Genomic DNA, 23881 nt, shown 5'->3' on the forward strand with positions numbered 1-23881 from the left:
GCGCTATCCGTTCGAAATCTCGACCAGCCGGTCAAGCACTTTCAGCGCCCGGCCGCTGTCGATGGCTTGCGCCGCCGTCGCCATGCCATCGGCAAGCGTCGTCGCCTTTCCCGCCACCACCAGTCCGGCGCCGGCGTTCATCAGCACCGTATCGCGAAAGGCGCCGGCAGCGCCGCCCAGCATGTCGCGCAGCGCCTGGGCGTTGTAGGCGGCATCGCCGCCGCGCAATTCGTCCTTGGTATGCCGCTTCAGCCCGACCGCTTCCGGGGTCAGCGTAAAGCTGCGGATCTCGCCGCCGACCAGTTCGGCGACTTGGGTTTCGCCGGTGGTGGTGATCTCGTCATAGCCGTCGCCATGGGCGACCCAGGCGTGGTCGGCGCCCAGTGCCTTCAACGTCTCGGCCACCGGCATGATCCATTCCGGCAAGAAGACGCCAACCATCTGCCTGACGACACCAGCCGGATTGGAGAGCGGGCCAAGCAGGTTGAAGATTGTGCGGGTGCCGAGCTCGACGCGGATCGGGCCGACATGCTTCATCGCCGGATGATGCGCCGGCGCGAACATGAAGCCGACGCCTGCGTCGTGGATGCAGCGGCCGATCGTTTCCGGCGGGATGTCGAGCTTGACGCCGAGCGCGGTCAGCACGTCGGCGGCGCCGGTCTGCGAGGATAGTCCGCGATTGCCGTGCTTGGCCACCGGGACGCCGCAGGCGGCGATGACGAAGGCGGATGCGGTCGAGATGTTGACGCTGTGCGAATTGTCGCCGCCGGTGCCGACGATGTCGATGGCGCCAGCCGGCGCGTCGACGCGCAGCATCTTGGCGCGCATGGTGGCGACGGCGCCGGAAATCTCGCTCACCGTCTCGCCGCGCACGCGCAGCGCCATCAGGAAGCCGCCGATCTGGCCGGGCGTGGCGTCGCCCGACATGATGATGTCGAAGGCATCGCGCGCTTCCTCGAAGGAAAGCGAGCTGCCGGCGGCGACCTTGGCGATATGGGTCTTGAGCGCGCTCATCTGGTCAGGGCTTGGGCAACGGCGGTCTGGTCTATGCGAACGTCATATTGCGTCTGCAGCTGCGCCACCAGCTGGTCGAGCAGGTCGTCGGACATGCCGGCGGTGAACGATTTCTGCGCGTCGTCCGGCACCGAGCTGGCGTCGGCTCCGGCAGGCTCGAAGACTTCGGCGATCTTGAACAGGATCTGTCCGTCGCCGGTGGGCGAGGGGATCAATCCGGTCCCGCCTTTGCCTTCAGCGAACATCGCCGCGGCTCCTTCCTTGCCGAAATCGGCGTCGTCCGCGCCGCGCTTGACGCCGCGCTTGGTCTGCTTCTCAAGCTTGAGCTCGCTCGCGATCACGTCGAGCGTGGTGCCGGCCTCGAGACGCTTTTCGAGCTCCTGCGCTTTTGCGGTGAGCCGCTTGGTCGTTTCCGCCGCCGTCCAGTCGGCCACCACCTTCTGGCGGACTTCGTCCAGCGTGCGGTCGCGGGCCGGCGTGATCGACTCCACCTCGTAGAACACGAAGCCGTTGTTGGCGGTGGTGAGGTCGGGATTCTCGGTGCCGGGTTCGGCATCGAACACCGCCTTGATGAGATCCGGTGATTCCGGCAGATCCTTGACGATGGTGCCGTCCGGCATCAGGCCGGTGCGATCGATCGCGTCGATGGTGACGACCTTCAGCTTCAGTTTTTCGGCCGCTTCCTTGAGCGTGCTGCCCGAAGCGCGGCTATCTTCGTAGCTGTCATGCACGTCGAGCAGAATGCGGCTTGCCTCGCCGAGCGCCAGGTCCTTGCGGATGTCGGCGGCCACTTCGGCCAGCGGCTTCACCGCTTCGGGCTTGATCTCGGTGACGCGCAGCAGCACCGGACCGAAGGCGCCCTGTACGACCGGGCTGACTTCGTTGACGTTGAGCGCAAACGCCGCATCCGCCACCGCTTTGTCGGCGATCTTGTCCTTGGACAGCGTGCCGAGCAGGGTGTCGGCCTGCGTCTTGCCCTCGGCGGCGACGAGTTTGTCGAAGGTCGCGCCGGTCTTGAGTGAATCGAGCGCGGCCTTCGCGGCATCGGGCGTTTTGAACACGAGCTGTTCGATGGTGCGCGTTTCCGGCGTGGTGTAGCGCCCCTTGTTCTTGTTGTAGTCGTCGCTGACCTGTTGGTCGGTCACGGAACTCACATCCATGATGTCTTCCGGCTCGAGCCTGACATAGGAGAATTTGCGGTATTCGGGCGCCGCATAGGTCTTCTTGTTTTCCTCAAAATAGGCCGAAAGCGTAGTGTCGGATGGCGCTTCGATCGGCTCGACCAGCGATTTCGGCAAGGTCACGTAGTCGATGGTGCGGTCTTCGCCGCGATAGAGCGCGACCGCCTTCAAGAACGTATTCGGAGCCTTGAGACCGTCCGAAACCGCCTCGACAATCTGCTGGCGCACAGCCACCTGGGCGCGATTCCTGAGATAGTCTTCCGGCCGCATGCCGACCTGTTGCAGTATGTATTCGAAGGTCCTTCTGTCGAAGGTGCCGCCGGGACCCTTGAAGGCCGGGTCTTCATGCGTGAGTTGGGCCAGCCGGTCCTTGGACAGCCCAAGCCCGAGCTTGCGGGCCTGCTCATCGAGGACTGCCCCCGACACGAGTTGCGCCAGCACCTGGTTGTCGAGGCCGAGCGCCGTCGCCTGCTCGCGGCTGATGCGCTGGCCGAATTGCTGCGACATCACGCTGATCTGCCGGTCATAGGCCAGCCGATACTCGTTGATCGACACTTTGGTGCCTCCGGCCGTGACAACGGCATCGTGGCCGGCAAAACCACCGACCATCTGTCCGGAAATGCCCCAGACGGCGAAGCTCAACACCAACAATATCAGCAGCGCTTTCGCGATCCAGGTCCCCGCCGCGCTTCTTAAGATACCAAGCATGGTCACTTCCGATTTTTTCGCGCATTTTCGCATGCGCCGAGTCTGAAACAAGCGCAATAGCGTCCTTCCGGCCCACTGTCGATTGCTTTGTGGGCTGAGTTTGGTAGTGAGGACGCAGCCGAATATTGCCCGGAGAAGCAAATCCCATGACGCCTGGAATCCGCCCGCTGGTCGCCGGCAACTGGAAAATGAACGGCACCAGCGCCTCGCTCAACGAACTCAGGATGATCGGCAACGGCTTCATGAGCGGGCTCGATGCGGAGACCGAAGCGCTGGTCTGCGTTCCGGCGACGCTGCTTGCGCATGCCGCGGAGATCTTGTCGCGCACGCCGGTCCGGGCCGGGGGCGAGGATTGCCACACCAAGGAGAGCGGCGCCCATACCGGCTGTATTTCGGCCGAGATGCTGAAAGATGCGGGCGCCAGTCACGTCATCGTCGGCCATTCCGAACGCCGCGCCGATCACAATGAGGACGACGCCATTGTCCAGGCAAAGGCGTCCGCGGCGTGGCGCGCCGGGCTGGTTGCCATCATCTGCATCGGCGAGACAAGAGCCGAGCGCGAGGCGGGCGCTACGCTCGACGTGCTGTCGCGCCAGGTCGCCGGCTCGGTGCCGCCGAACGCCACGGCATCGAATACCGCCATCGCCTACGAGCCGGTATGGGCGATCGGCACGGGACTGACGCCGACCGCCGCCGACGTTGCTGAGGCGCATGCGCATATTCGCGAAAAACTGTCGGAAAAGCTTGGCAGCGTGGCGGCGAAGATGCGCATCCTCTATGGCGGCTCGGTCAAGCCGTCGAACGCGGTCGAACTGCTCGGCGTGAAAAATGTCGACGGCGCGCTGGTCGGCGGCGCCAGCCTGAAGGCGGCGGACTTTCTCGGCATTGCCGAAGCCTATCGAAATATCTCCTAGCATCGAAAGGCTGTCGGGGCACTTCGGATACTGTGCTGCAGCAGAAAACGTTGCAACGGCCGCATTGCTTCCCATATTCCGGCCACGGGCTTGGAAATGCCGTCAAAGCATTGTATGAGCCGCCTCCAAATCACCGGTCGTATCCGCGGCCGCGCAAGGCTTTGCCAGGATAAATTATGGAAACCGTACTGATCGTCGTCCACCTCATGGTCGTGCTCGCTCTTGTCGGCGTGGTGCTGCTGCAGCGCTCCGAAGGCGGCGGCCTCGGCATCGGCGGCGGATCGGGCTTCATGACCGCGCGCGGCGCCGCCAACGCGCTGACGCGGGCGACGGCGATCCTGGCGGCGGCGTTCTTCGCCACCTCCCTGACCTTGTCGATCGTCGCCCGTTACGGCGAGAAGCCGATCGATATTCTCGATCGCGTGCCTGTGACGAACGGCGGGGGCGGCGTGCTCAACCAGTTGCCTGGCACCACGACGCCGACACCGCCGTCCGGCAGTACAACGCCAACGCCGCCTTCCGGCAATGATGCCGCAGCCCCGGCTCCCGCTGCACCGCCAGCGGCGGATTCGACCACGCCGCCGGCCACAAACGGCGCCACCCTGCCAGTAACGCCGCAGGTTCCAAACCAGTAATCAGCAGACGTCCGGCGCCGCGATCTGTTGTTGTTTGAACACAGTCGCGGCAAATGCCGCACGATCACGAGGATTCGACCGGGCGCGGTACGCCAGGGCGCTTGAGGCGTCTCCGATTAATCGATTATAGATTGCGCGCGGCACTTTCGGGGTCCTTGGGGGACGCCGGGCGACGCCGTGGCAACAAGCATTGAACGATCGGATCTTCGCCATGCAGCTTCGCAGCTTCATTTTAGCCGGCCTTTGGGCCGTGCTCAGCCTTGGTGCGCCCGCTTATGCGGCCATGCCGGCGGGTAATTCGGCCCCTAAATCCGCAGTCACAACTGACGTCGTCAACGTCGCCGCCAAAAGCCATACGGCGCAACTAAAGCTCCTCAAGAAGAAAAAAGACCCGAGCGCGGCCGATCTTGCCCAGATCAGGAAGATCGAGGCCAAGATCGCGGCTGACAAGCAGGCTGCTCGAATCAAGGCGATCGAGGCAAGGAAGCTGGCGATGCGCGAGGCGGCCAAAGCCAGGTCCGACGCGGAACGGCAGGCGTTTTTTGCCAAGAAGGGCCTCGCCAGGAAGGATAAGTCCGCTGGCCAGGCCAGGCTGGCCGATGCCAGGCCGGTCAAGATCATCGAACCGATGCAACCGATCGCACCAATCCAGTCGGCCAAGGCAATTCCCGCCGAGGCTATGAACGTCGCGCTGACCGGCAACAACGGCGAATTGCGCAGCGAGCCGGTCGGACAGAAGCCGCAGAGCGTCGGGCTGTTCGCCGGCCTGTTCGGCGGCACGTCCTCGTCGATGTCACTGCTCCCCGAGACCCGCGCTCTCGATGCCGCTCTCGCCAGGAAGGAAGCCAGGAAGCAGTTCAAGGTGAAGCCGGAGTTCGTGCCGCAAGAGGTCGAGTTCACCGGCTATAGCCCCGGCACCATCGTCATCGATACGAGTGCGCGCCGCCTCTATCTCGTCGAATCCTCCTGGACCGCCCGCCGATATGCGATTGCGGTCGGTCGTGACGGCCTGCAGTTCAAGGGCACGGTCGCCGTCGGCGACAAGCAGGAATGGCCGCGCTGGATCCCGACGCTCGAGATGCAGAAGCGTGAGCCGAAGAATTACGGCCGCTACAAGGACGGCATGCCCGGCGGCGGCGAAAACCCGCTCGGGGCGCGCGCCATCTATCTCTACGACGGCAAGAAGGACACCCATCTGCGCATTCACGGCACCATTGCGCCGCAGTCGATCGGGACGAGCGCCTCCAACGGCTGTTTCCGCATGATCAACGAGCACGTCATGGACCTTTATCGCAGGGTGAAAGTGGGCACCAAGGTCGTCATCATCTGACGCCTTGACGGGTCAAACAAAAGGGCCGGCCTCGCCGGCCCTTTTGTTTTGGTTCGAGCATCACCAGGGCGCCTTCTCTGGAAAAAGCCTTCGCGGCGGTTTTTTCTCTGGCGGAATCAATTCGGCCGCGTTAAGCGATGACTCCCATGGCGCGATATGTATTCATCACAGGCGGCGTGGTCTCCTCACTCGGAAAAGGCATCGCTGCAGCGGCCCTTGGGGCTCTCTTGCAGGCGCGAGGCTATCGCGCGCGCATCAAGAAGCTTGATCCCTATCTCAATGTCGATCCCGGCACGATGTCGCCATACCAGCATGGCGAAGTCTTCGTGACGGATGACGGCGCCGAGACCGATCTCGATCTTGGCCATTATGAGCGCTTCACCGGCCGCTCGGCCAACCAGCAGGACAACATCACCACGGGCCGCATCTACAAGAACATCATCGAGCGGGAGCGACGCGGCGACTATCTTGGCGCCACCGTGCAGGTCATTCCGCACGTCACCGACGAGATCAAGAATTTCATCCTCAACGGCAATGACGACTATGACTTCGTCCTGTGCGAGATCGGCGGCACCGTCGGCGACATCGAGGCGATGCCGTTTCTGGAGGCGATCCGCCAACTTGGCAACGACCTGCCGCGCAACAACGCCGTCTACGTGCACCTGACGCTGATGCCCTACATCCCAACGGCGGGCGAATTGAAGACCAAGCCGACCCAGCATTCGGTCAAGGAATTGCGCGGCATCGGCATCGCGCCCGACATTCTGCTGGTCCGCGCCGACCGCCCCATCCCCAGGGAAGAGCGCCGCAAACTGTCGCTGTTCTGCAACGTGCGCGAGAGCGCGGTCATCCAGGCGCTCGACGTGCCGCACATCTACGACGTGCCGATGGCCTATCACAATGAAGGGCTGGATTCGGAAGTGCTGGCCGCTTTCGGCATCGATCCGGCGCCGAAGCCGCGGATGGAGCCCTGGCAAGCGGTGTCCAAACGCATCCACAATCCGGAAGGCGAGGTGACCATCGCCGTCGTCGGCAAATATACCGGCCTCAAGGACGCCTACAAATCGCTGATCGAGGCGCTGTCGCATGGCGGTCTCGCCAACCACGTCAAGGTCAAGCTCGACTGGATAGAAAGCGAGATATTCGAGAAGGAAGACCCGGCGCCGTGGCTGGAAAAGGTCCACGGCATTCTGGTCCCCGGCGGTTTTGGCGAGCGCGGCGCGGAAGGCAAGATCCTTGCGGCGAAGTTCGCCCGCGAGCGAAAAGTGCCGTATTTCGGCATCTGCTTCGGCATGCAGATGGCCTGCATCGAGGCAGCGCGTTCGCTGGCCGGCGTCAAGCATGCCTCGTCGACCGAATTCGGTCCGACCGAGGAACCGGTCGTCGGCCTGATGACGGAATGGCTGAAAGGCAACATGCTGGAGAAGCGCAGGGAAACCGGCGATCTCGGCGGCACCATGCGGCTCGGTGCCTATCAGGCGGACCTCGCCAAGGGCTCGAAGATCGCTGAGATCTATGGCGATACGCAGATCTCCGAGCGCCACCGCCACCGCTACGAGGTCAATGTCGACTACAAGGAGCGGCTCGAGGATTGCGGCCTGGTCTTTGCCGGCATGTCGCCGGACGGCGTGCTGCCGGAGACGGTCGAATATCCGGACCATCCCTGGTTCATCGGCGTGCAATATCATCCCGAGCTGAAAAGCCGGCCGCTTGACCCGCACCCGCTGTTTGCCAGCTTCATCGAGGCGGCTGTGGAGCAGAGCCGCCTGGTCTAATCGACAGGTTAGCATGCAAACCTACGTCGCTCTGCTTTACAGCATCGTCCTGGGCGAGGGGCGGCGTGTCGTCATGTCCGATCTCAGGGCCATGACAGAAGGCCTGGGGCTGAACAACCCGCGCACGCTGGTGGCAACCGGCAATCTGGTTTTCGAGACGAAAGAAACACAAATTGCCGCGCTGGAGCGCCGATTGGAAACCGCGTTCCAAAAGACCTTCGGCCGCCATGTCGACATCATCGTGCGCCGTGCGGACGACTGGTTGAAGCTTGCGGCCGGCAATCCGTTTCCCGCCGAATCGGCGGCCGCCGCGGATCAGGTAGCGGTGCGCGTGATGCGCAAGCCTGTTGCCGCTGAGGCCATTACGGCACTGGAGGCCTATGTGGGCAAGGATGAACGGATGCAGGCCGTCGGCGGCGACATCTGGATCTTCTTTTCGCGCGAGACGCCAAGCTCGCGGCTTGTGGCGGCGATGGGCCATAAACGGCTCGGCATCGGCACCTCGCGCAACTGGAACACAGTGCGCAAGCTGGCCGAGATGGTCGGCAAATAGAATTCCGGCAACCGATTGATTTGCCGGCTTTGGCCTTAAAAGACATTCAATCAGAACTGCGCGTTTCGTTGCAGCGTAACGGTTGATCGCCTCCTTTGTCACGTTTGGTGATTCGATTTCGGTAGAACGATATGAGAGACTTCGTTTTTGGCCCCACTTTTTTCACCATCGGGCCCTGTTTGCCGGAAACCACATGGTCAGCAGTGAATTTAAAGGTTCGATCAGGCGCATAGCGATCGACCGGGAGGAAACAATGGATCGCCTGCAATTCTTTTCGCCAGTGCGGATTTCGCGCGGGCAGGAAAGCCCTGCCGAAGAAATTGATAGCGTAGCCGAAGCGATGGAGTTCTTGCGCAAATGGCCAATCGGGCGGCGTGGGCCAGTCTACCGATGCGCAGTGAATTGCTGCTCCGCGGCTCTGGCGGGCCGAATGTCGGTAGAGGAAGCAAGGAAGGCTTTTACCGGCTTCGCTCGCATCACGCGCTTGCTCGACGAAGACATGGCGCTGCCGATAGGCGGCGGCAATGTTGATAGTGTGCATGCGCTGAGGCGATGAACGTTCATAATTTGCACTTTGCCGCGTGGGGCCCGATCTACCAAGGAGCGGTGAATTGCTGCTCCGAGGCGGCCTGGCGGGCTCGGCGGCTCATGGGCCCGCTTCAAACCGGGTTGCACCGCTTTCAAAGCGCGTCGCGTTTACGGCCTCATGCGACGCGCTTTAGCCATGCCCGCGAACCTGTCTGGTGATCACCGAGATCGCGATCAGGACACCCGCGCCGCGCCGAAATTGGCCTCGAGCCAGGCTATTGCCTCGGTCACGTCGCCGAGACCGTAGCTTGCAACCGTCGGCCCGCGCGGCTTCACGCGGATAGAGATGCCGTTGGCCTCGTTTATTGCCTCGAAACCGTGTTCGTCCGAGCTGTCATCCCCGAGGAATACCGGCCGCCGGCCGGCAAAGGGCGCGGTTTCCATGAAACGCCGGATGGCAGCACCTTTGACGGCTTCCAGCGGCATGAGTTCAACGCCAGCGTTTCCCGCAATCACGCGATACCCGGGCGGAAGCTGCGTCAATGCCTGTTCGACAAGCTGCGTTGCCCGGGCAAGCAGTTGCGGCGCAGCGCGGGTATGGATGGCCAAGACCGGCCCTTTGCGCTCGACATATACCTTGCCTCCACCCAGTTCGGCCTCGATCTCGTCGGCAAGGGCCGCGATATCCGCCGGAGCGTCGGCAATGTTGACTTGGCCGTCCGGCGTCAACCGATGCTCTAGCCCGTACAGCCCTGCAACGCGCAGCTTCAGGGGATGAAACAATCTGTCGACGGCAGAGACCGAACGTCCGGTGATGAAGGCGAGGGCGCCGCCCAGCCTTCGCTCGATTCTTCCGAGAAGCTGACGCAGTTCATCACCGACGAAGACAGCGTCGGGATGAGCGGCATGTTCCAGCAAGGTGCCGTCGATATCGAGAAAAAGCGCCCATTGCTCGTCCGGCAGGTCGGGGGCCAGCGGCAGTCTCAGGTCCGTCACGACGCCGCCTTTCGTGCTCGCTCGAAGAGGGAAACGACGTTGTTGCTGTTGGATGGCCGCTCGCCGTTGCCAGTCACCCCGCGTTTGCGAAGGCGGGCAGCGTCCAGCAGCATGCTGCCGGCCCAGCGATAGACATTGTTGTCGCGGACCATCTCGCGCATGGGCCGCATGCGCTCGCGCTGCTCGTCCGGCGTCATGGTCAGCGCCTGGAGCAGCGCCTCGCTCATCATGGTCGCATCATAGGGGTTGACGATCAGTGCCTCCAGGAGTTCGCGCGAAGCGCCGGCAAAGGTGCTGAGCAGCAGCACGCCCTGTTCGTCGTCGCGCGCCGCGACGAATTCCTTGGCCACCAGGTTCATGCCGTCATGCAGGCTGGTGACCATGCATATGTCGGCGGCGCGATAGATCTCGTAGACCTGCTCCTGCGAGTGATGTTCGGCGAGCATCAGGACGGGACTGTAGTTCTCGCCGCCGTAGCGCTGGTTGAGCTCTTCGGCATAGCGAAGGCATTCGTCATGAAGCTGCTGGTAGGCCGGCAATGTGCCCCGGCTGGGCGCCGCGACCTGCAGGAAAACCACTTTGCCTACCCATTCGGGATATCGCGTGAACAATTCGTCCAGGGCATGAAAGCGATCGAGAATGCCTTTGGTGTAGTCGAGGCGTTCGACGCCGACGCACAGTTTGACGTTCGCCGGCAGCCCGAATCTGTCGCGGACACGGGCACGGCATTCCTCGACAGGCGGCAATCTTGCCAGCAGTTCGGACGGCCATTCTATGGAAATGGGGTAAGCGTGGACCAGAGTCGTTTGCCCGCCATAGGAGATCGCCGCGTCCGCCCGTTCTATCCGGCTTTCCAGGAAGCGGTCGACGCTCTCGGTGAAGTTGTTGGCATGAAACTGCGTATGGAAGCCGATGATGGAGCTGCCCAGCAATCCTTCCAGAATCCGTTCACGCCATGGACAGATGCTGTACACTTCCGAGTTGGGCCATGGGATATGCCAGAAAGTAATGATGATCGCCTCGGGCAGGCGCTCACGGATCATGCGCGGCAAGAGCGCGAAGTGGTAGTCCTGGACCAGCACGATCGGCCGCTCGTTGCGCGCTTCGGCAACCACCGTATCGGCGAACTTCCGGTTGACAGCCTCATAGGCCTCCCAATCCGAGGCGCGAAAAATCGGGCGGGTGAAGGCGATATGGCAAAGCGGCCACAGACCTTCATTGGCGAAGCCCAGATAATAGGCGTGGTATTCTTCCTCGGTTAGCCAGACCCTGCGCAGCGTGTAGGACGGATTGCCAGGCGGCACCTCAACACGGTCGTTCTCATCGACGGTGAGACGGTCCGCTGTTCCGCCGCCATACGCAATCCAGGTGCCGGCGCAGGCGCGGGTGATCGGCTCAAGCGCCGAAACCAGCCCGCTGGCCGGCACCAGGAGCTCGATGCCATCATCCCTAGTGTTGTGGATGTAGGGCTCGCGGTTGGATACGACGATCACCTGCGTCTCCGGCAGATCGTCGGCCAGGATTTTGCGCAACGTGTCTGGCGACCATGTGATCAGCGCTGCATCGGCCGAGTGGCCATTCTTTTCAAATTCCCGCAGCACCGTGCGGGCCGCTTCCGAAGCCACGTCATCGCCTGCGGAGGATGCTGCCGCAGGTATGTGGCGCCGGTGGGATATCGAGAACACCAGGGCAACAGCGGAAAGGCCAAGGCTTGCAATGATTAGAACCCAGAGCACCTCTATGCCAAAGTCTGACATTGGAACAACGATCTTCTCCGGCCGATCGGTGGCCATTTTGTTTGTTTTCGAATTCGCAGCCGCCAACGTGACAAGCTGCCGTGCGTCGGAACGCTTAGACGGGGTATCGGTTCCGCTAATTGCAGCCGCGCGGTTGGTTCCATGCGAAAGCCAAACTAGGGCCGCACCCAACTAGGTTCGCACGATGAGCGGTACTAACCCCTCATGCCGGTCGGCGAGAAAGGCGACAACCCGATCGCCGACACGCTGGAACGTCAGATCCACCTTGCTGGTGCCAACGCCAAGATGCCTCAGCGTGAGCGTGTCGATACCAATCGGCAGCCTGGGACGGGTGACGTGGATTTCGCCGGCCCAGCCGTCGATCTCGAGGCCGAGGCAGGCCTGCATCAGCATGAAGGCAGACCCAGCCGACCACGCCTGCGGCAGGCAGGCGACCGGATAGGCGATCGGCGCTTCGCCCGGCGCGCGGGTAAAGCCGCAGAACAGCTCGGGCAACCGCATGTTGAAATGGACAGCCGATTCAAAGGTGCTGCTCATCAGCCGGATCACGTTTTCACGCTCGCCAAAGCGTGCCAGACCGGCGCCGCAAATGGCGGTGTCATGCGGCCAGATCGAGCCGTTGTGGTATGACATCGGGTTGAAGAACACAGCATCGTCGGCGAGCGTTCTCAGCCCCCAGCCCGAATGGAAGGACGCCGAAAGCAGCTGGTCGGCGACCATCTGCGCCCGTGCCGGCGCGGGGAGGCCGACATAGAGAAGGTGCCCGACATTAGACGTCCGCACCTTGCACGGCTCGCCGGCGCCGTCGATCGCCAAGGCATAGAAGCCGAGGTCGTCCAGCCAGAAATGGCGTTCCACAGCGGCGCGCATGGCCTCGGCGCTGCTCTCCCAATGATCGGCCCTGTCGATCTCGCCGCGGCGGCGGGCGAGCGCCGCCAACCCCCGGAACGCGGCAAAGGCGTAGCCTTGCACCTCCACCAGGGCGATCGGTCCCTTGGGGGTTCGGCCGTCGGCATGGAAGACGGAATCGTGGCTGTCCTTCCATCCCTGGTTGGCGAGGCCGGACTCGGCGGCACGCTGATAGGTGACGAAGCCGGTCGGCCGGCTTGCCTCCTCGGTCCATTCAGCCGCAGCACAGAGCGACGGCCACAGGCTGTCGACGAACGCCATGTCACCGGTACGGTCCGCATAGGCGCAGGCAAGATGGATGTAGAGTGGCGTCGTGTCGACACCGCCATAGTAGCGGCCGAAGGGGAGCTCCCGCAGCGCCGCCATTTCGCCTTTGCGGGTCTCGTGCATGATCTTGCCCGGCTGCGAGTCGCTGAACGGCGATGTCTCCGTCGCCTGGTGTTGGGCAAGGAAGGCCAGCACGCCTCGCGCCAAGCCCGGGTTCAGCCACAGCATCTGCAAGGCGGAGATCACGCCGTCGCGGCCGAACGCCGTCGAAAACCAGGGGATTCCCGCATAGGGGTAGGGTCCGGTCGTAAGCTCGGTTGTCAGCAACGCCACATCGGCGCGGGCACGCTCGACCCAATCGTTGAACACGCGCCCGGAACTGTGCACCGTAGCACCATGGCGGCGCTTGGCCCGCATGCCGAAGCGAGCCCGGGCCGCGGCGGCGCGGAAGCGATCGCGGTTCGGCGTTTCCGCCACCTCGGGACCGACTTCGACATACAGCACCTTGCTGCTGCGCCTCGTCACGGCGATCAGGAAATCCGCACGGTCGCCCGTCAGCTGGTCTGGCGCCTGCGAGAACGATATCGCCGACATCCGCGCCAGCCCATCCAACCCGTCGTAGCGAAGCAGCACGCAGGTCTCATCCGTCTTGGCAGCATGGGCCATGCCGCGCTTCAGCCTTGTCGAGCCCCGCACTTCGAACATGTCGCGGAAATCGGCGGCAAAATGCAGCGAAACGCGGATGGTGGAGTGTTCCTGGCTGTAGTTGGAAAGGGTGATGCGTTCAAACAGCCGGTCCTGCCAAAGCAGCCTGACGCGTTCGATATGGATCGCGCCCTGCGGAATGTCCCGGCCGCGGACGCCCTGCATCGGCAGATTGGTCAGGTTGGAGGTGAAGAGCACATTGTCCTGGCTGAGCGACGCACCGAGCAGCGATGTCTGCCGGTCGCCGACGGTCAGCCGGAATTCGGAAAGCACTCGCGTGTCGTCACGGAAGAAACCGTCGCCGGCGCCGCGGATATCGCCGTAGGCGTCGGCCACGGCAAAACAATCGCCTTGCTTGAGGGCGAACAGCCGATGCGGCTCTCGAGGTGCGGTGGCGTCCAGGGACGCAAGTGCTACCGCGGGATCAAGCTGACGCTCGTCGAGTTGGGCCATTCTCTACATCTCCCTCGTTTCGCCCCCCGAGGTAATGCCGCTCACGACGCTCTTGCTTCGGCCGAGGCGCCGATCAAGCGCGCATAGGCGGAAACGTAGTCGCGGGTCATTCTTTTGGCAGAAAACCGCCTTTCGAAGACAGCCCGCACCTTCCGCCTATCGAGCCGCAGCAAGTCGGGCACCGAGGCAACCGCCCGTTCCATGGAATCCACGATAAAACCGGTCACGCCTTGGTCGACGATTTCCGGCAAGGCGCCGCGGTTCCAGCCGATCACCGGCGTGCCGCAGGCCATCGCTTCTATGACGGCAAGACCGAACGGCTCCGGCCAGTCGATCGGGAATACGAGGCCGGCCGCCTTGCCGAGGAATTCCGCCTTTTTGTCTTCCTCGATCTCGCCGACATAGTCGACACGATCACCATCGACCAGCGGCTCGACCATTTTGCGGAAATAAGCCCGATCGTCGTCACCGATCTTTGCTGCAAGCTTCAGTTTCAGCCCCGAGCGCAGCGCGATCTCGATGGCACGATCCGGACGCTTGTCGCGCGACATCCGGCCAAGGAAGGCGAGGTACGGCTCCCCTGGGCTCGGCTCGAAAACCGGCTTGTAGAGTTCGGTCGGCAGCCCGTGGTGGATCGTCGCCAGCCAGTTGGCGTCGGCCAGCCCCGTCCTTTGGCTGCCGGACACGGAGATCATTGGAAAGCGCGGGAAACGCTCATAGGCCGGTGCCAGATCGACATAGTCGAGCCTGCCATGCGGCGTCGTCACCGTCCGCTCATGGATGTGCTCGAAGAAGGGAAAATGCAGGAAATGGCTGAGGTGGAAGTGAATTATATCAAATTCTTGAGCTCGTTTCCTCACCTCGGAAAGCATCGAAAGGTGCGCGGCTGTCTCGGATTTCAGCGGGCGTGGGTCAAGACGCAGCGCACGCTCGCGACAGGGCACTAATTCTGCCGAGGTCCTTGTATCGCCACTGGCGAACAAAGTTACGTCATGGCCTAGCTCGACCAATCCTTCAGTCAGATAGGAGACAATGCGCTCCGTGCCTCCATAGAGCCGAGGCGGCACGGATTCGTGGAGCGGCGCCACATGGGCTATTTTCATAGGCTGGCATTTCCCAGAAATCATCGCTGATGTCGAAATGCACCACTACCCCGAACGTTCCCGCGACGGCCAAGAAGTCGGAGGTAAGAACTTAGGCGATGAGTGGCGATTGACCCAGCCGGCCCGCTGCCGTTTATCAAGGCAGCGGGCGTTTTTGCCGGGAACCAATTGGCTAGCCGTGAATTTAATTAGGTTCGATCGAACGCATCGCGATCGACGGGAGGAAAAGATGAATCGCCTGGAATTCTTTACGCCGGTGCGAATTGCGCGCGGGCATGGACGACCTGTGGAAGAAATCGACAATGTCAACGAAGCGATGACGTTTTTGCGCCACTGGCCGAAGGGTAGGCGCGGCCCGGTGTATCAATGCGCGCTGAACTGCTGCGCTGCGGCACTGGCAGGTCAGATGTCTGCCGAGGAAGCAAGAAAGGCTTTTACGGGCTTTGCCCGGATCACCCGGCTGCTGGATGACGACATAGCGCTGCCGATACGCGGCGAAAAGATGGAGAGCGCATACACGCCGAGGCGATAGACGCCAGCGCTCCCAGGTGCCAGTTACCGACCTGTCTCTGTTGGCGACCGCGGGCCTCGCGCGATATCGTTGCCTTGCCCTAACGGAACGGGGCCACCAACCAGCTAATCGTTGACGCACCTCGGCGCCTGGATCCAGGCCGACCCCAAAATTATGGCAAGACCGAAATGCGCCCCAGAAGAGCCACCAATTCCGCCTGACGTCTCGTTTCGGTCTTGGCGAACAGCGAGGCAAGCTGTGAGCGGATCGTGGTGCGGCTGAGCCGCCAACTGCGGGCGATTTCCAACGGCGCATCGCCCTGAGCCAAACGCAGAGCCAGGTGCGTTTCCGCACTCGTCAAGCCAAACATGCTTTGCAGTGTCTGAGGATTTGGCCCCGACCTGTTCACACGGCCAAGCAGTGCCACGATGCTCGTTCCGTCAGGGGCGATAAGACCGTTCTCTTTCAGTACCACCGGCCTATCACCTGTGCTGCGGATCACCACCCAAGAAAGGGAGCCCGGCAGGAAAGGCGCCGGAACATTTGCGACCAGCCGTCTTAGGGCTGCCGAAAGCTCACTGGCTGTATCAGCCGCTTCGCCTTTGTGCTCCAGAGTGAGGCGCTCCAGCGTGGGGCGCTCCATCGTGGTTAGAGCAGCTGCGTTCCATTCGATTACTTTTCTGTCGCGGTTCAGTACGAGATAACCACAGCCGAGGCGATCAAGCATGCCGGTGACGGATTCCAGGCTGCGTCTCTTTGGTTCGTCGCCCCCTTTGTCCGGCCGATCTGATGCACGAGCTGAAGGATAAGCACATAAGGGCCGCGTCACCTGCGCGTCAGGGTTATACTTGGCTCCTGGTGTGATGTACCGGTTGCCCGCAACGGCATCACTGTATCTATCGATCATAGTCATTTTTCAACCTCCCCAAAGGTCCATCAGCCCGTAATAACTTGTCCGGGATTTACGAACAGTCTTCTTGCATAGGGCGCGCAAAAAACGCGCTCCCTACTACCTTGAAACTCGTTATATTCTGATGAGTTCTGCTCGCCCCTGTTTGATAAAATGCGCGCTGTGATAGTGGTATGGCAATCCCGCAGTCGGACTAGGTTGTACGTTTTTTGCTCTAGTCTCGACGGCCTAGTCAAAAGGTAGTAGTTTATGTCGATGAACTGGCAGTCGCGCAGGTCGGATTTGAACCCAACAGGCAGACTGCTAACTCACCTTGCCTCCGCATCGGTACTGGCTGCTACGCTGATATTTGAGACAAAAGCGTCAGCATACATCGGAGAAGGGTCGAGTTTCCTGGAATTTATTCCAGCTATTATTATCATTTCCTACCTTGAAGACCGTGGTCCTGCGCTTGCGGCGACGGTCCTGATGGTGGCTGCCGGCTTGTGGACACGAAGCACCCTGCATGGTCAGATCTCCGGCGAAGATTGGGCGCGCGCCATTCTGCTTCTGATTTCCGGTGGCGTGATTGCCATGACATTCCATCGGCTGCGGCAGGACGTGCGTGAGCTGCTGGAGGTAGCGGAAGCCAGGCTTGCTGCCGTCGAAGCAACCGAAAGCCGCTATCGTTGGGCTTTCGAACGCGCCGCCATGGGGTTCGCAAACACCAACGAGAAAGGTGAGCTGCTTCAATCCAACAGACGCCTCAGCGAGATGACAGGCTACGAGGAGGAGGAGCTTGCCCAATTGCAGCTGGAGACACTCGTTCATCCGGACGACCGTGATGCCCTGGCACAATTGCTGGCTGGCCTGGGCAAAGACTCTGCTTCGTTCGCTTCGGAGGTGCGACTTTCAAGAAAGAACGGTTCGGCATTCTGGGCGCGGCTAACGCTGTCTATGTCCGTGCCCGACGGAGTTCTCTCAGAGACCATTTTCGTGGTGGTCGACGATATCTCGGAACGACGAGCCGTGCACGAAGCGCTTCGGGCTCAGAAGGAGTGGCTGGATCTCGCTTTGTCTGCTGGACGCCTGGCCACGTGGCGGATCGACCTTAAAGACGGCATCGTCACCGGCTCGGGCACGTTCTGGGACATTCTCGGACTGCCCCCGGTCGGTAGCCGCCGGTTGGAGGAACTGTCAGCCGTCGTTCATCCGGCGGACTGGCCAAAGCTGGCTGTGTCGAGAAAGCTCGCACCGGTCACGAACTACGACGTCGAGATTCGCGTTCGACGACCGGACGGACATATCCGCTGGGTTGCTCTGCGCGGAAGGGAAGAGAAATACGATGATCGTCTACAGCGGCTCGGCGTGGCCGCCGACCTGACCGAGCGACGGCAAACCACGCTGCTGCGTGCTGCGGCAAAGAAGCGGGAGCGCATTATGCTCGAGCAACGCCACAGGTTCATCAACCTATTCCCGGTGATCACGGCACTGGTGAACATGGTCAATGTTCCCGAGAACAATGTCGCCAGGTACAAGGAGACGCTCATCGACAGGATTCGTTCGCTCGAGGCAACGCATCTGCTCCTTTCGGGCAACAGCAGCGGGTCGGGGATGCTCCACGATCTCGTTGTTCAGGAGTTGCAACCGTATATGGGGACGCGCGACATATCAGTCAGCGGTCCCTCGGTTACGATGTCGGGAGGCGCCGCCGAGAGCTTTGCGATGATTGTTCATGAGCTTGCGACCAATTCCTTGAAACATGGAGCGCTTGGCGATTCAAAAGGCCGGGTCGAGGTAAATTGGACGTTCGCATCGGAAGATGCGGGCGGTGACATCGTGTTCGATTGGGTGGAATCAGGGCGGCGGCGGCCTTCAAAAGTTGTCCGCCATGGTTTCGGTTCAATGATAATCGGAGTGGATGGGGCGCCGCTTGTCGGTCACTCTCCCAAGCTGGAAATGACGGGTCACGGGCTGCGATATTCACTGCGGCTGTCGCGCAAGGAAATCGGCCCTTGACGCCATCGGGCCAAGACCGGAAGCGTTTAACAGCGCCCCTTGCGTATCAAAAGAACGTCGTTCTCTAATTAGTTGATATCCCTTGTTAACCATGTCTTCAGCATAACGGCAGCCTCCGTCCGATTCCGCACCCCAAGCTCACGCAAAACCGCAGCGGCATGGATTTTCGTCGTCGCTTCGGCGATTTCCAGATCGCGCGCAATTTCCTTGTTCGAATACCCTTCCGCCATCAGCTTGAGCACCTCCTTCTGCCTCGAGGTCAGCCTGCCAAGATTGCCAGTGGTGGTGCGTCGGTGTGGGACATGCTCGGAGGGAGCAGGTGCGTGAGTTGTTGGCGCAGCACCGGGGCGCGACAGAAGTGCAGGGACGTAGATGCGGCCCGAGAGGATTTCGTTGACGGCCAGAACGACCTCCTCGTCTCTTTGCGACTTTACGATATAGCCGTGGAGTCCGATCGACAGAGCCGTGAGTATCTCCGAGCGTGAATCGTTTCCGGAAACGATCGCAAATCGCGTATCCGGATAGGCCGACAGAATGCCGCTGAGCACTTCCTGATTGAGCAATCCCGGCATGTTCAGATCCAGGATCGCAAGATCAACGGACGCCTGCTCCGCCAGCAGACTGAGCGCGGCGTCGAAACACGACGCCTCAAATATCTCCACACCTGGAATGCCTGCGCTCAGAGCCAATCGCAGGCCACGACGATATAGGCCGTGATCGTCGGCGATGACGATTCGATACATTGAACTACCCCAACGAAACCTGAATGGATTGAGCGGTCACGGGCCTTTGGAGTCGTGGCCAATCACTCGTCAATTCATCCAGTCAACGCCAGCGGTGCCCCAACACCGCAAGCCCAGATTGCTAATATAATCCTAAAAGGCAGGTAAGGCTCCTCTTTTTTTGAACTCTGTCAACGAGAGCCGCTGAACACGTCGAATTATCCGTTCCTATCTCCACGACCATGTAACAACGCCTTGAGACGATGCCGATTCCTCGCGATTGCCAATGCCCATAGCGACGAGTGTTTTTGGATTGCCGATCGGGAACTTAGTGATCTAACTTCCACACAAATGTCGGACACCGCAAACCGGCAAGACAGAAGGGGGCTGTCGTGAGAGAAGAGATCAGTGTCGCCGAAGCCTATCGCAAAGGCCGCACCATCTTCATGGGGCTGGAGTTGCTCATCGCGCCCGGTGCGCTCGTTCCCCGGCCGGAGACGGAGTTGCTCGGCGCGACAGCAATTGATGTTCTGCGTCGAATGAACCGGCCGGCGCCGCGCGTTGTCGACATGTGCTGCGGGGCCGGCAATCTGGCCTGCGCCATCGCGCATTACGCCCCTGCCGCGCAGGTCTGGGCGAGCGATCTCACCGATGGATGCGTCGAGGTCGCGCGCCGCAACGTCGCCCATCACGACATGGCGGATCGCGTGTCGGTGCTTCAGGGTGACTTGTTCAGTGCTTTCTCGGGCTTGGAGCTCGATAACACGATCGACGTGATCGCCTGCAACCCGCCTTACATTTCGGAAAATCGGCTCGAGGGCGACCGCGCGCATCTGACCGAGCTCGAGCCGCGTGAAGCGTTTGCAGCCGGCCCCTACGGCCTGAGCATTCATATGCGGGTGATCAAGGACGCGCCGCGCTACTTGCGGCGCGGAGGCATCCTGCTCTGCGAGATCGGTCTCGGCCAGGACCGGCAGGTCATGCGTTTGATGGAGCGCTCCAAGTCCTTCGAGGGGATCCGGGCGGTCACGAACGAAGCCGGCGAGGGAAGGGTGGTGGTGGGACATACCACGCCGTGAGCGTCAGCCATGCCGCAACTGCTGGCTCAATTCGTGGTGTTCACGGTTCTGGCGCGCCAGCAAAAAGCAAAAAAGTGGCGCTTACTCGCGTTCCTGATCAGCTTTTTGGGCTTTTCTTGATTTTTTTGGTGCTTTCGCAGGCCCGTTGGTGTCTGGGTTTGCGTTGGAGACAAAGCAGTATGCAAAGATGTGTCCCCGGTTCTCGTCGGTTACTCGGATCCAATCCTTTTCCCACGTTCGGAGCGTAACATGTCGATCTGTCGACATGGCGGCGGCTTTGAAAGGGCTCGGCGCGTTGACGACACGCACCGTAATCACGTCATCGCCCTCCATTTGTTCGACGAGGTACGTCTGCATAAAGGCCTCCCCACCGCCCATTGCAACCTAACGTCAGCCAAAGAGTTCGGTTGCAGCGTAGCAAAGGGATTATCGACAAATGTGACGAACCGAGGAGGCCTCTGCCCGGCCGGTCCGAGAACGGCGGCTACGGCTCAGTAAAATATGGAGGTTCTACATGTGAAACCTCCCCGCCCAAGCTCATTTGTTGGGGCGGGGATATTGACGCAAGCCGCTTACAGGTCGCTTACGTCTCGGATATTGCCGGCGCATTTGATGAGAAAGGAAGCCCGTTCCAAGGCTCGCGGGCGAGGGTTAGCCCTGGATCGACCAAGCGGCGCGCAGGTCGTTGGCTTGGGCGATCTTGACGCCGCAAGCAGTCAGAGCGCCTTTAGTCGCTGTTACGAGCGCGGCATTGTCCTTGGCAGTTGTGCCGTCGGCCAGGGTAAAATTGTTCTCGAAGCCGACGCGGGGATGACCGCCCAGCAGCGCACCGGCCGTAACGCAAGCGGTTTCTTGCCGACCGAAGGCACAGACCATCCAGTGCGCGAAGCGCGGGCGGTCATGCGCAAGGAAGGGAAGCAGATCGGCCGGTCGCGAAACCTGTCCCGGCGTGTAGCGGCCGAGCACATAGAGCACCGGGATGTCGTCGAAAGGCACCAGCCCGCGCTGGTGCATGGAGGCCAAAGCCGACGCCTCTTCGGGCGAGTAAAGGATCATCTGAGGGGCGATCCGCTCGCTCTTCAACCACGACAGGAACTGCGCGAAAGCGGTCTCATGGGCAGCGTCCGGCACCAGTTCGCGCAGCGCCAGCGAAACGGCCTCAGGGCGGGTAGCGCGCACAATCGCCATCTGCTCGGCCGGCTGGTAGCGGCCGACCGCTTCGCTGGTGATCTGGATGATCAGCCGCTCGCCCACCGCATCACGTATCGCTTTCGTCGTCTCGCGATAAGCGTGCGCGTCGAGCAAATGGCCGCCGTCGCGATCGCGGACATGCGTATGGATCATGGCGGCGCCCGCCTCGCGGCAGGCGGCGGCGGCCCGGGCCAGTTCCTGGGGGCCGATCGGCAGGGCAGGGTGGTCTTGCTTGCCACGCCGTCCACCATTCGGCGCAACTGCGATCGCCGTCGGTGCGATAAGTCCGGTGCCGGTCACGTCCCTGTCGACGGTCATAGGTGCAGTCCAATCGTTTCAGTATTGCGCGCTATGTAACATATGTTGCATGATAGGTTCGCTCCAAATCTCGCCATCGTCAATCGAGGAAAGCATGACACACATCCTGCATCGCCAGATCCATGCGACCCTGCCCGTCGCGGCTGGCGGCAAGGGTATCGAACTCTTCGACCGCGATGGCCGCACCTATATCGACGCGTCAGGCGGCGCGGCGGTTTCCTGCCTCGGCCACGGCCATCCCCAGGTGACGGCCGCGCTCCACGCGCAGGCCGACAAGCTCGCCTATGCCCACACCAGCTTCTTCACCAATGAACCGGCCGAGACATTGGCCGACAAGCTCGTCGCTGGCGCGCCGCAAGGTATTAGCCACGCCTACTTCGTGTCCGGCGGCTCCGAAGCGGTGGAGGCGGCGCTCAAGATGGCCCGCCAGTTTTTCGTCGAGACCGGCAAGCCAGAGCGGCGAAACGTCATCGCCCGCCGACAGAGCTATCACGGCAACACGCTCGGCGCTCTCGCTGCCGGGGGTAATGAGTGGCGCCGTGCCCAATTCCGCCCGTTGCTGATCGAAACGCACCACATCGAGCCATGCTATGCCTACCGCTATCAGGAGGCCGGTGAGAGTGAGGAGGCCTACGGCCTGCGCGCCGCCCAGGCGCTCGAGGACAAAATTCTCGAACTCGGTCCGGACACCGTTATGGCCTTCGTCGCGGAACCTGTCGTCGGCGCGACAGCAGGGGCGGTGCCTGCCGTTCCCGGCTATTTCGGGCGCATCCGCGAAATCTGTGACCGCTACGGTGTGCTCCTCATCCTCGACGAGGTGATGTGCGGCATGGGCCGCACCGGGACGCTGCATGCCTGCGAGCAGGACGGAGTCGCGCCTGACCTGATGACAATCGCCAAAGGCCTCGGCGGAGGCTACCAGCCCATTGGTGCGGTGCTGCTTTCACGCCGCATCTTCGACGCTTTTGCCGAAGGCTCCGGCTTCTTCCAGCACGGCCACACCTACATATGCCACCCGATGGCATGCGCGGCGGCCCTTGCCGTCCAGGAGGTGATCGCTCGCGACGATCTGCTCGCCAATGTTCGGGCGATGGGAGCACATCTTTCGCAGCGACTGGGCGAACGGTTCGGCAACCATGCCCATATTGGCGACATTCGCGGGCGTGGCCTTTTCATGGGGGTGGAACTGGTCGAGGATCGCTCGACCAAGGCGCCCTTTGACCCGAAGCTGAAGCTCAATGCGAAGATCAAGCGCGAGGCGATGGCGCGCGGACTGCTCGTCTATCCCGCAGGAGGCACGATCGACGGCATGCGTGGCGATCATGTGCTGCTGGCGCCGCCCTTCATCATAGACGCCGCAGCAATCGACGCGGTTGTCGAACGACTCGGCGACGCGATAGACGCTGCGGTGCCATAGCCAGCGCTCTTCATTCCGGCAGATAGGCCCCGAACGCCTGTAACTCCAGTTCCGTCTCCCTGACACGAGCCGCGGCGGCCGGCCCGCTGCGCGCCAGCATCGTTGCAGCCAGCGCTTCCACGATAGCCATAGCTGCGGCTACCGACGGGAAGAAGGACGGGCTGTCGGTAGAGAATCGCAAGGTAACGTCGGCATGCCGCGCGATCGGAGCAGCCATGCTGTCGACGATCGCGACAATCGGAACGGCGTGTCGTTGCGCAGCCTCCATCACCGGCCCGAGTTCACGCGAATAGGGCGAAAAGCCGATCGCGACGACCGCTTCCCTCTTTCCGAGCGCTGCGAGTTCCGCCTCGATCGCACCGCCGTCGCCGCCGAGCAGCGTGACGTCGCGCCGAAACATCCGGCAGAGATAGACGAGCGCGTGGGCGGGCGCGCGGCAGCTTCGGAACCCGGCGACGCGTATGCGCTGTGCCTTCTCCAGTATCGCGCAGGCCCTTGCTATTTCTTCGCTGCCGTTGGCCGCTTCGGCCGCCGCCAGATTGGCAACCGTCGTCCTCAGCGATTCGGCGAAAATCGCCTCCGACCCGCGCCTGACAAGCGCATCAGCCCTTGCCGCGAAAGGCGCCTTGCCGGAGCGCAGCCGGTCCTCGAAGGGCTTGCGCAGCGCCGCCCAGTCGCCGAAGCCCAGCCGCCGCGCCAGCCGCACGAAGGTCGTCGGTGTCACCTCTGATCGCGAGGCCAGCACCCGCATGGAAACCAGCGCCACCTCGTCGGGATGATCGACCAGGAATCGCGCCGCCTTGCGCAGTTCCGAGCTCAATTCGGGGAGTTCGGTCAATATGCGCGCGAGAAGCGCGTCGAAACCCATCTCCCGCGTATTCATTGTAACAAGCATTTCCCTTGATTG

The 23881-nt window shown here is 61.9% G+C and carries 20 protein-coding genes; 10 read left to right on the forward strand and 10 right to left on the reverse strand.

Annotated features, from left to right (window positions below):
- Positions 1-3: 3 nt before the first annotated feature.
- On the reverse strand, positions 4-1014 hold the full coding sequence (trpD, locus tag NMG70_RS19155) for an anthranilate phosphoribosyltransferase (protein WP_077384095.1): 1011 nt from the start codon (positions 1012-1014) through the stop codon (positions 4-6).
- Complete coding sequence (locus NMG70_RS19160) at positions 1011-2903, reverse strand: SurA N-terminal domain-containing protein (protein ID WP_254025987.1); 1893 nt, start codon at positions 2901-2903, stop codon at positions 1011-1013. The genes trpD and NMG70_RS19160 overlap by 4 nt, the downstream gene beginning before the upstream one ends.
- 146 nt (positions 2904-3049) lie before the next feature.
- Here NMG70_RS19160 and tpiA point away from each other — a divergent pair, with 146 nt between their 5' ends.
- The 6 genes from tpiA to NMG70_RS19190 all read left to right on the forward strand — a co-directional run bounded on the left by tpiA (position 3050) and on the right by NMG70_RS19190 (position 8666).
- Entirely contained in the window at positions 3050-3817 is a 768-nt protein-coding gene (tpiA, locus tag NMG70_RS19165) for a triose-phosphate isomerase (protein ID WP_254025988.1), read from the forward strand.
- A gap of 176 nt (positions 3818-3993) precedes the next feature.
- Positions 3994-4452 carry a preprotein translocase subunit SecG gene (gene secG / locus NMG70_RS19170; protein WP_254025989.1) on the forward strand — a complete coding sequence of 153 codons (459 nt, stop codon included), beginning with the start codon at positions 3994-3996 and terminating at the stop codon, positions 4450-4452.
- 211 nt (positions 4453-4663) lie between these two features.
- A complete protein-coding gene (locus NMG70_RS19175) occupies positions 4664-5782 on the forward strand; it encodes a L,D-transpeptidase (protein ID WP_254025990.1) in 1119 nt (372 codons plus the stop codon).
- A 137-nt stretch (positions 5783-5919) separates the two neighbouring features.
- Positions 5920-7557, forward strand: a complete 1638-nt coding sequence (gene pyrG, locus NMG70_RS19180; protein ID WP_077384098.1) for a CTP synthase — start codon at positions 5920-5922, stop codon at positions 7555-7557.
- A 13-nt stretch (positions 7558-7570) separates the two neighbouring features.
- Positions 7571-8110, forward strand: coding sequence for a DUF1697 domain-containing protein (locus NMG70_RS19185; protein WP_254026236.1), 540 nt, complete (start codon positions 7571-7573; stop codon positions 8108-8110).
- Positions 8111-8363: 253 nt separating this feature from the next.
- On the forward strand, positions 8364-8666 hold the full coding sequence (locus NMG70_RS19190; RefSeq protein ID WP_254026237.1) for a DUF982 domain-containing protein: 303 nt from the start codon (positions 8364-8366) through the stop codon (positions 8664-8666).
- Positions 8667-8872: 206 nt separating this feature from the next.
- Here NMG70_RS19190 and otsB read toward each other — a convergent pair whose 3' ends face one another.
- The 4 genes from otsB to NMG70_RS19210 all read right to left on the reverse strand — a co-directional run bounded on the left by otsB (position 8873) and on the right by NMG70_RS19210 (position 14828).
- On the reverse strand, positions 8873-9634 hold the full coding sequence (otsB, locus tag NMG70_RS19195; RefSeq protein WP_254025991.1) for a trehalose-phosphatase: 762 nt from the start codon (positions 9632-9634) through the stop codon (positions 8873-8875).
- Positions 9631-11391, reverse strand: a complete 1761-nt coding sequence (locus NMG70_RS19200) for an alpha,alpha-trehalose-phosphate synthase (UDP-forming) (protein WP_254025992.1) — start codon at positions 11389-11391, stop codon at positions 9631-9633. The genes otsB and NMG70_RS19200 overlap by 4 nt, the downstream gene beginning before the upstream one ends.
- Before the next feature lie 171 nt (positions 11392-11562).
- Positions 11563-13725 carry an amylo-alpha-1,6-glucosidase gene (locus NMG70_RS19205; protein WP_254025993.1) on the reverse strand — a complete coding sequence of 721 codons (2163 nt, stop codon included), beginning with the start codon at positions 13723-13725 and terminating at the stop codon, positions 11563-11565.
- Positions 13726-13766: 41 nt separating this feature from the next.
- Positions 13767-14828: a glycosyltransferase family 4 protein gene (locus NMG70_RS19210; RefSeq protein ID WP_254025994.1), complete on the reverse strand. Its 1062-nt coding sequence runs from the start codon at positions 14826-14828 to the stop codon at positions 13767-13769.
- 229 nt (positions 14829-15057) lie between these two features.
- On the opposite strand from NMG70_RS19210, the gene NMG70_RS19215 reads away from it, so the two are divergent.
- Positions 15058-15360, forward strand: a complete 303-nt coding sequence (locus tag NMG70_RS19215; protein WP_254025995.1) for a DUF982 domain-containing protein — start codon at positions 15058-15060, stop codon at positions 15358-15360.
- Positions 15361-15511: 151 nt separating this feature from the next.
- On the opposite strand, the gene NMG70_RS19220 is transcribed toward NMG70_RS19215, so the two are convergent.
- Positions 15512-16252, reverse strand: a complete 741-nt coding sequence (locus NMG70_RS19220; protein ID WP_254025996.1) for a helix-turn-helix transcriptional regulator — start codon at positions 16250-16252, stop codon at positions 15512-15514.
- Positions 16253-16498: 246 nt separating this feature from the next.
- On the opposite strand from NMG70_RS19220, the gene NMG70_RS19225 reads away from it, so the two are divergent.
- On the forward strand, positions 16499-18247 hold the full coding sequence (locus NMG70_RS19225; protein WP_254025997.1) for a PAS domain S-box protein: 1749 nt from the start codon (positions 16499-16501) through the stop codon (positions 18245-18247).
- Between the two features lie 68 nt (positions 18248-18315).
- Here NMG70_RS19225 and NMG70_RS19230 read toward each other — a convergent pair whose 3' ends face one another.
- Entirely contained in the window at positions 18316-18990 is a 675-nt protein-coding gene (locus NMG70_RS19230; RefSeq protein WP_254025998.1) for a LuxR C-terminal-related transcriptional regulator, read from the reverse strand.
- 371 nt (positions 18991-19361) lie between these two features.
- Here NMG70_RS19230 and NMG70_RS19235 point away from each other — a divergent pair, with 371 nt between their 5' ends.
- On the forward strand, positions 19362-20048 hold the full coding sequence (locus NMG70_RS19235; RefSeq protein ID WP_254025999.1) for a N5-glutamine methyltransferase family protein: 687 nt from the start codon (positions 19362-19364) through the stop codon (positions 20046-20048).
- Between the two features lie 651 nt (positions 20049-20699).
- On the opposite strand, the gene NMG70_RS19240 is transcribed toward NMG70_RS19235, so the two are convergent.
- Positions 20700-21557 carry a beta-keto acid cleavage family enzyme gene (locus NMG70_RS19240; RefSeq protein ID WP_254026000.1) on the reverse strand — a complete coding sequence of 286 codons (858 nt, stop codon included), beginning with the start codon at positions 21555-21557 and terminating at the stop codon, positions 20700-20702.
- A gap of 94 nt (positions 21558-21651) precedes the next feature.
- On the opposite strand from NMG70_RS19240, the gene NMG70_RS19245 reads away from it, so the two are divergent.
- Positions 21652-22974 (forward strand): aspartate aminotransferase family protein, encoded by a 1323-nt coding sequence (locus tag NMG70_RS19245; RefSeq protein ID WP_254026001.1) that lies wholly within the window; start codon positions 21652-21654, stop codon positions 22972-22974.
- 10 nt (positions 22975-22984) lie between these two features.
- On the opposite strand, the gene NMG70_RS19250 is transcribed toward NMG70_RS19245, so the two are convergent.
- Complete coding sequence (locus NMG70_RS19250) at positions 22985-23857, reverse strand: MurR/RpiR family transcriptional regulator (RefSeq protein WP_254026002.1); 873 nt, start codon at positions 23855-23857, stop codon at positions 22985-22987.
- Positions 23858-23881 lie beyond the last annotated feature (24 nt).

It is taken from the genome of Mesorhizobium ventifaucium (assembly GCF_935822925.1).
In the GTDB taxonomy this organism is placed as follows: Bacteria; Pseudomonadota; Alphaproteobacteria; order Rhizobiales; family Rhizobiaceae; genus Mesorhizobium; species Mesorhizobium ventifaucium.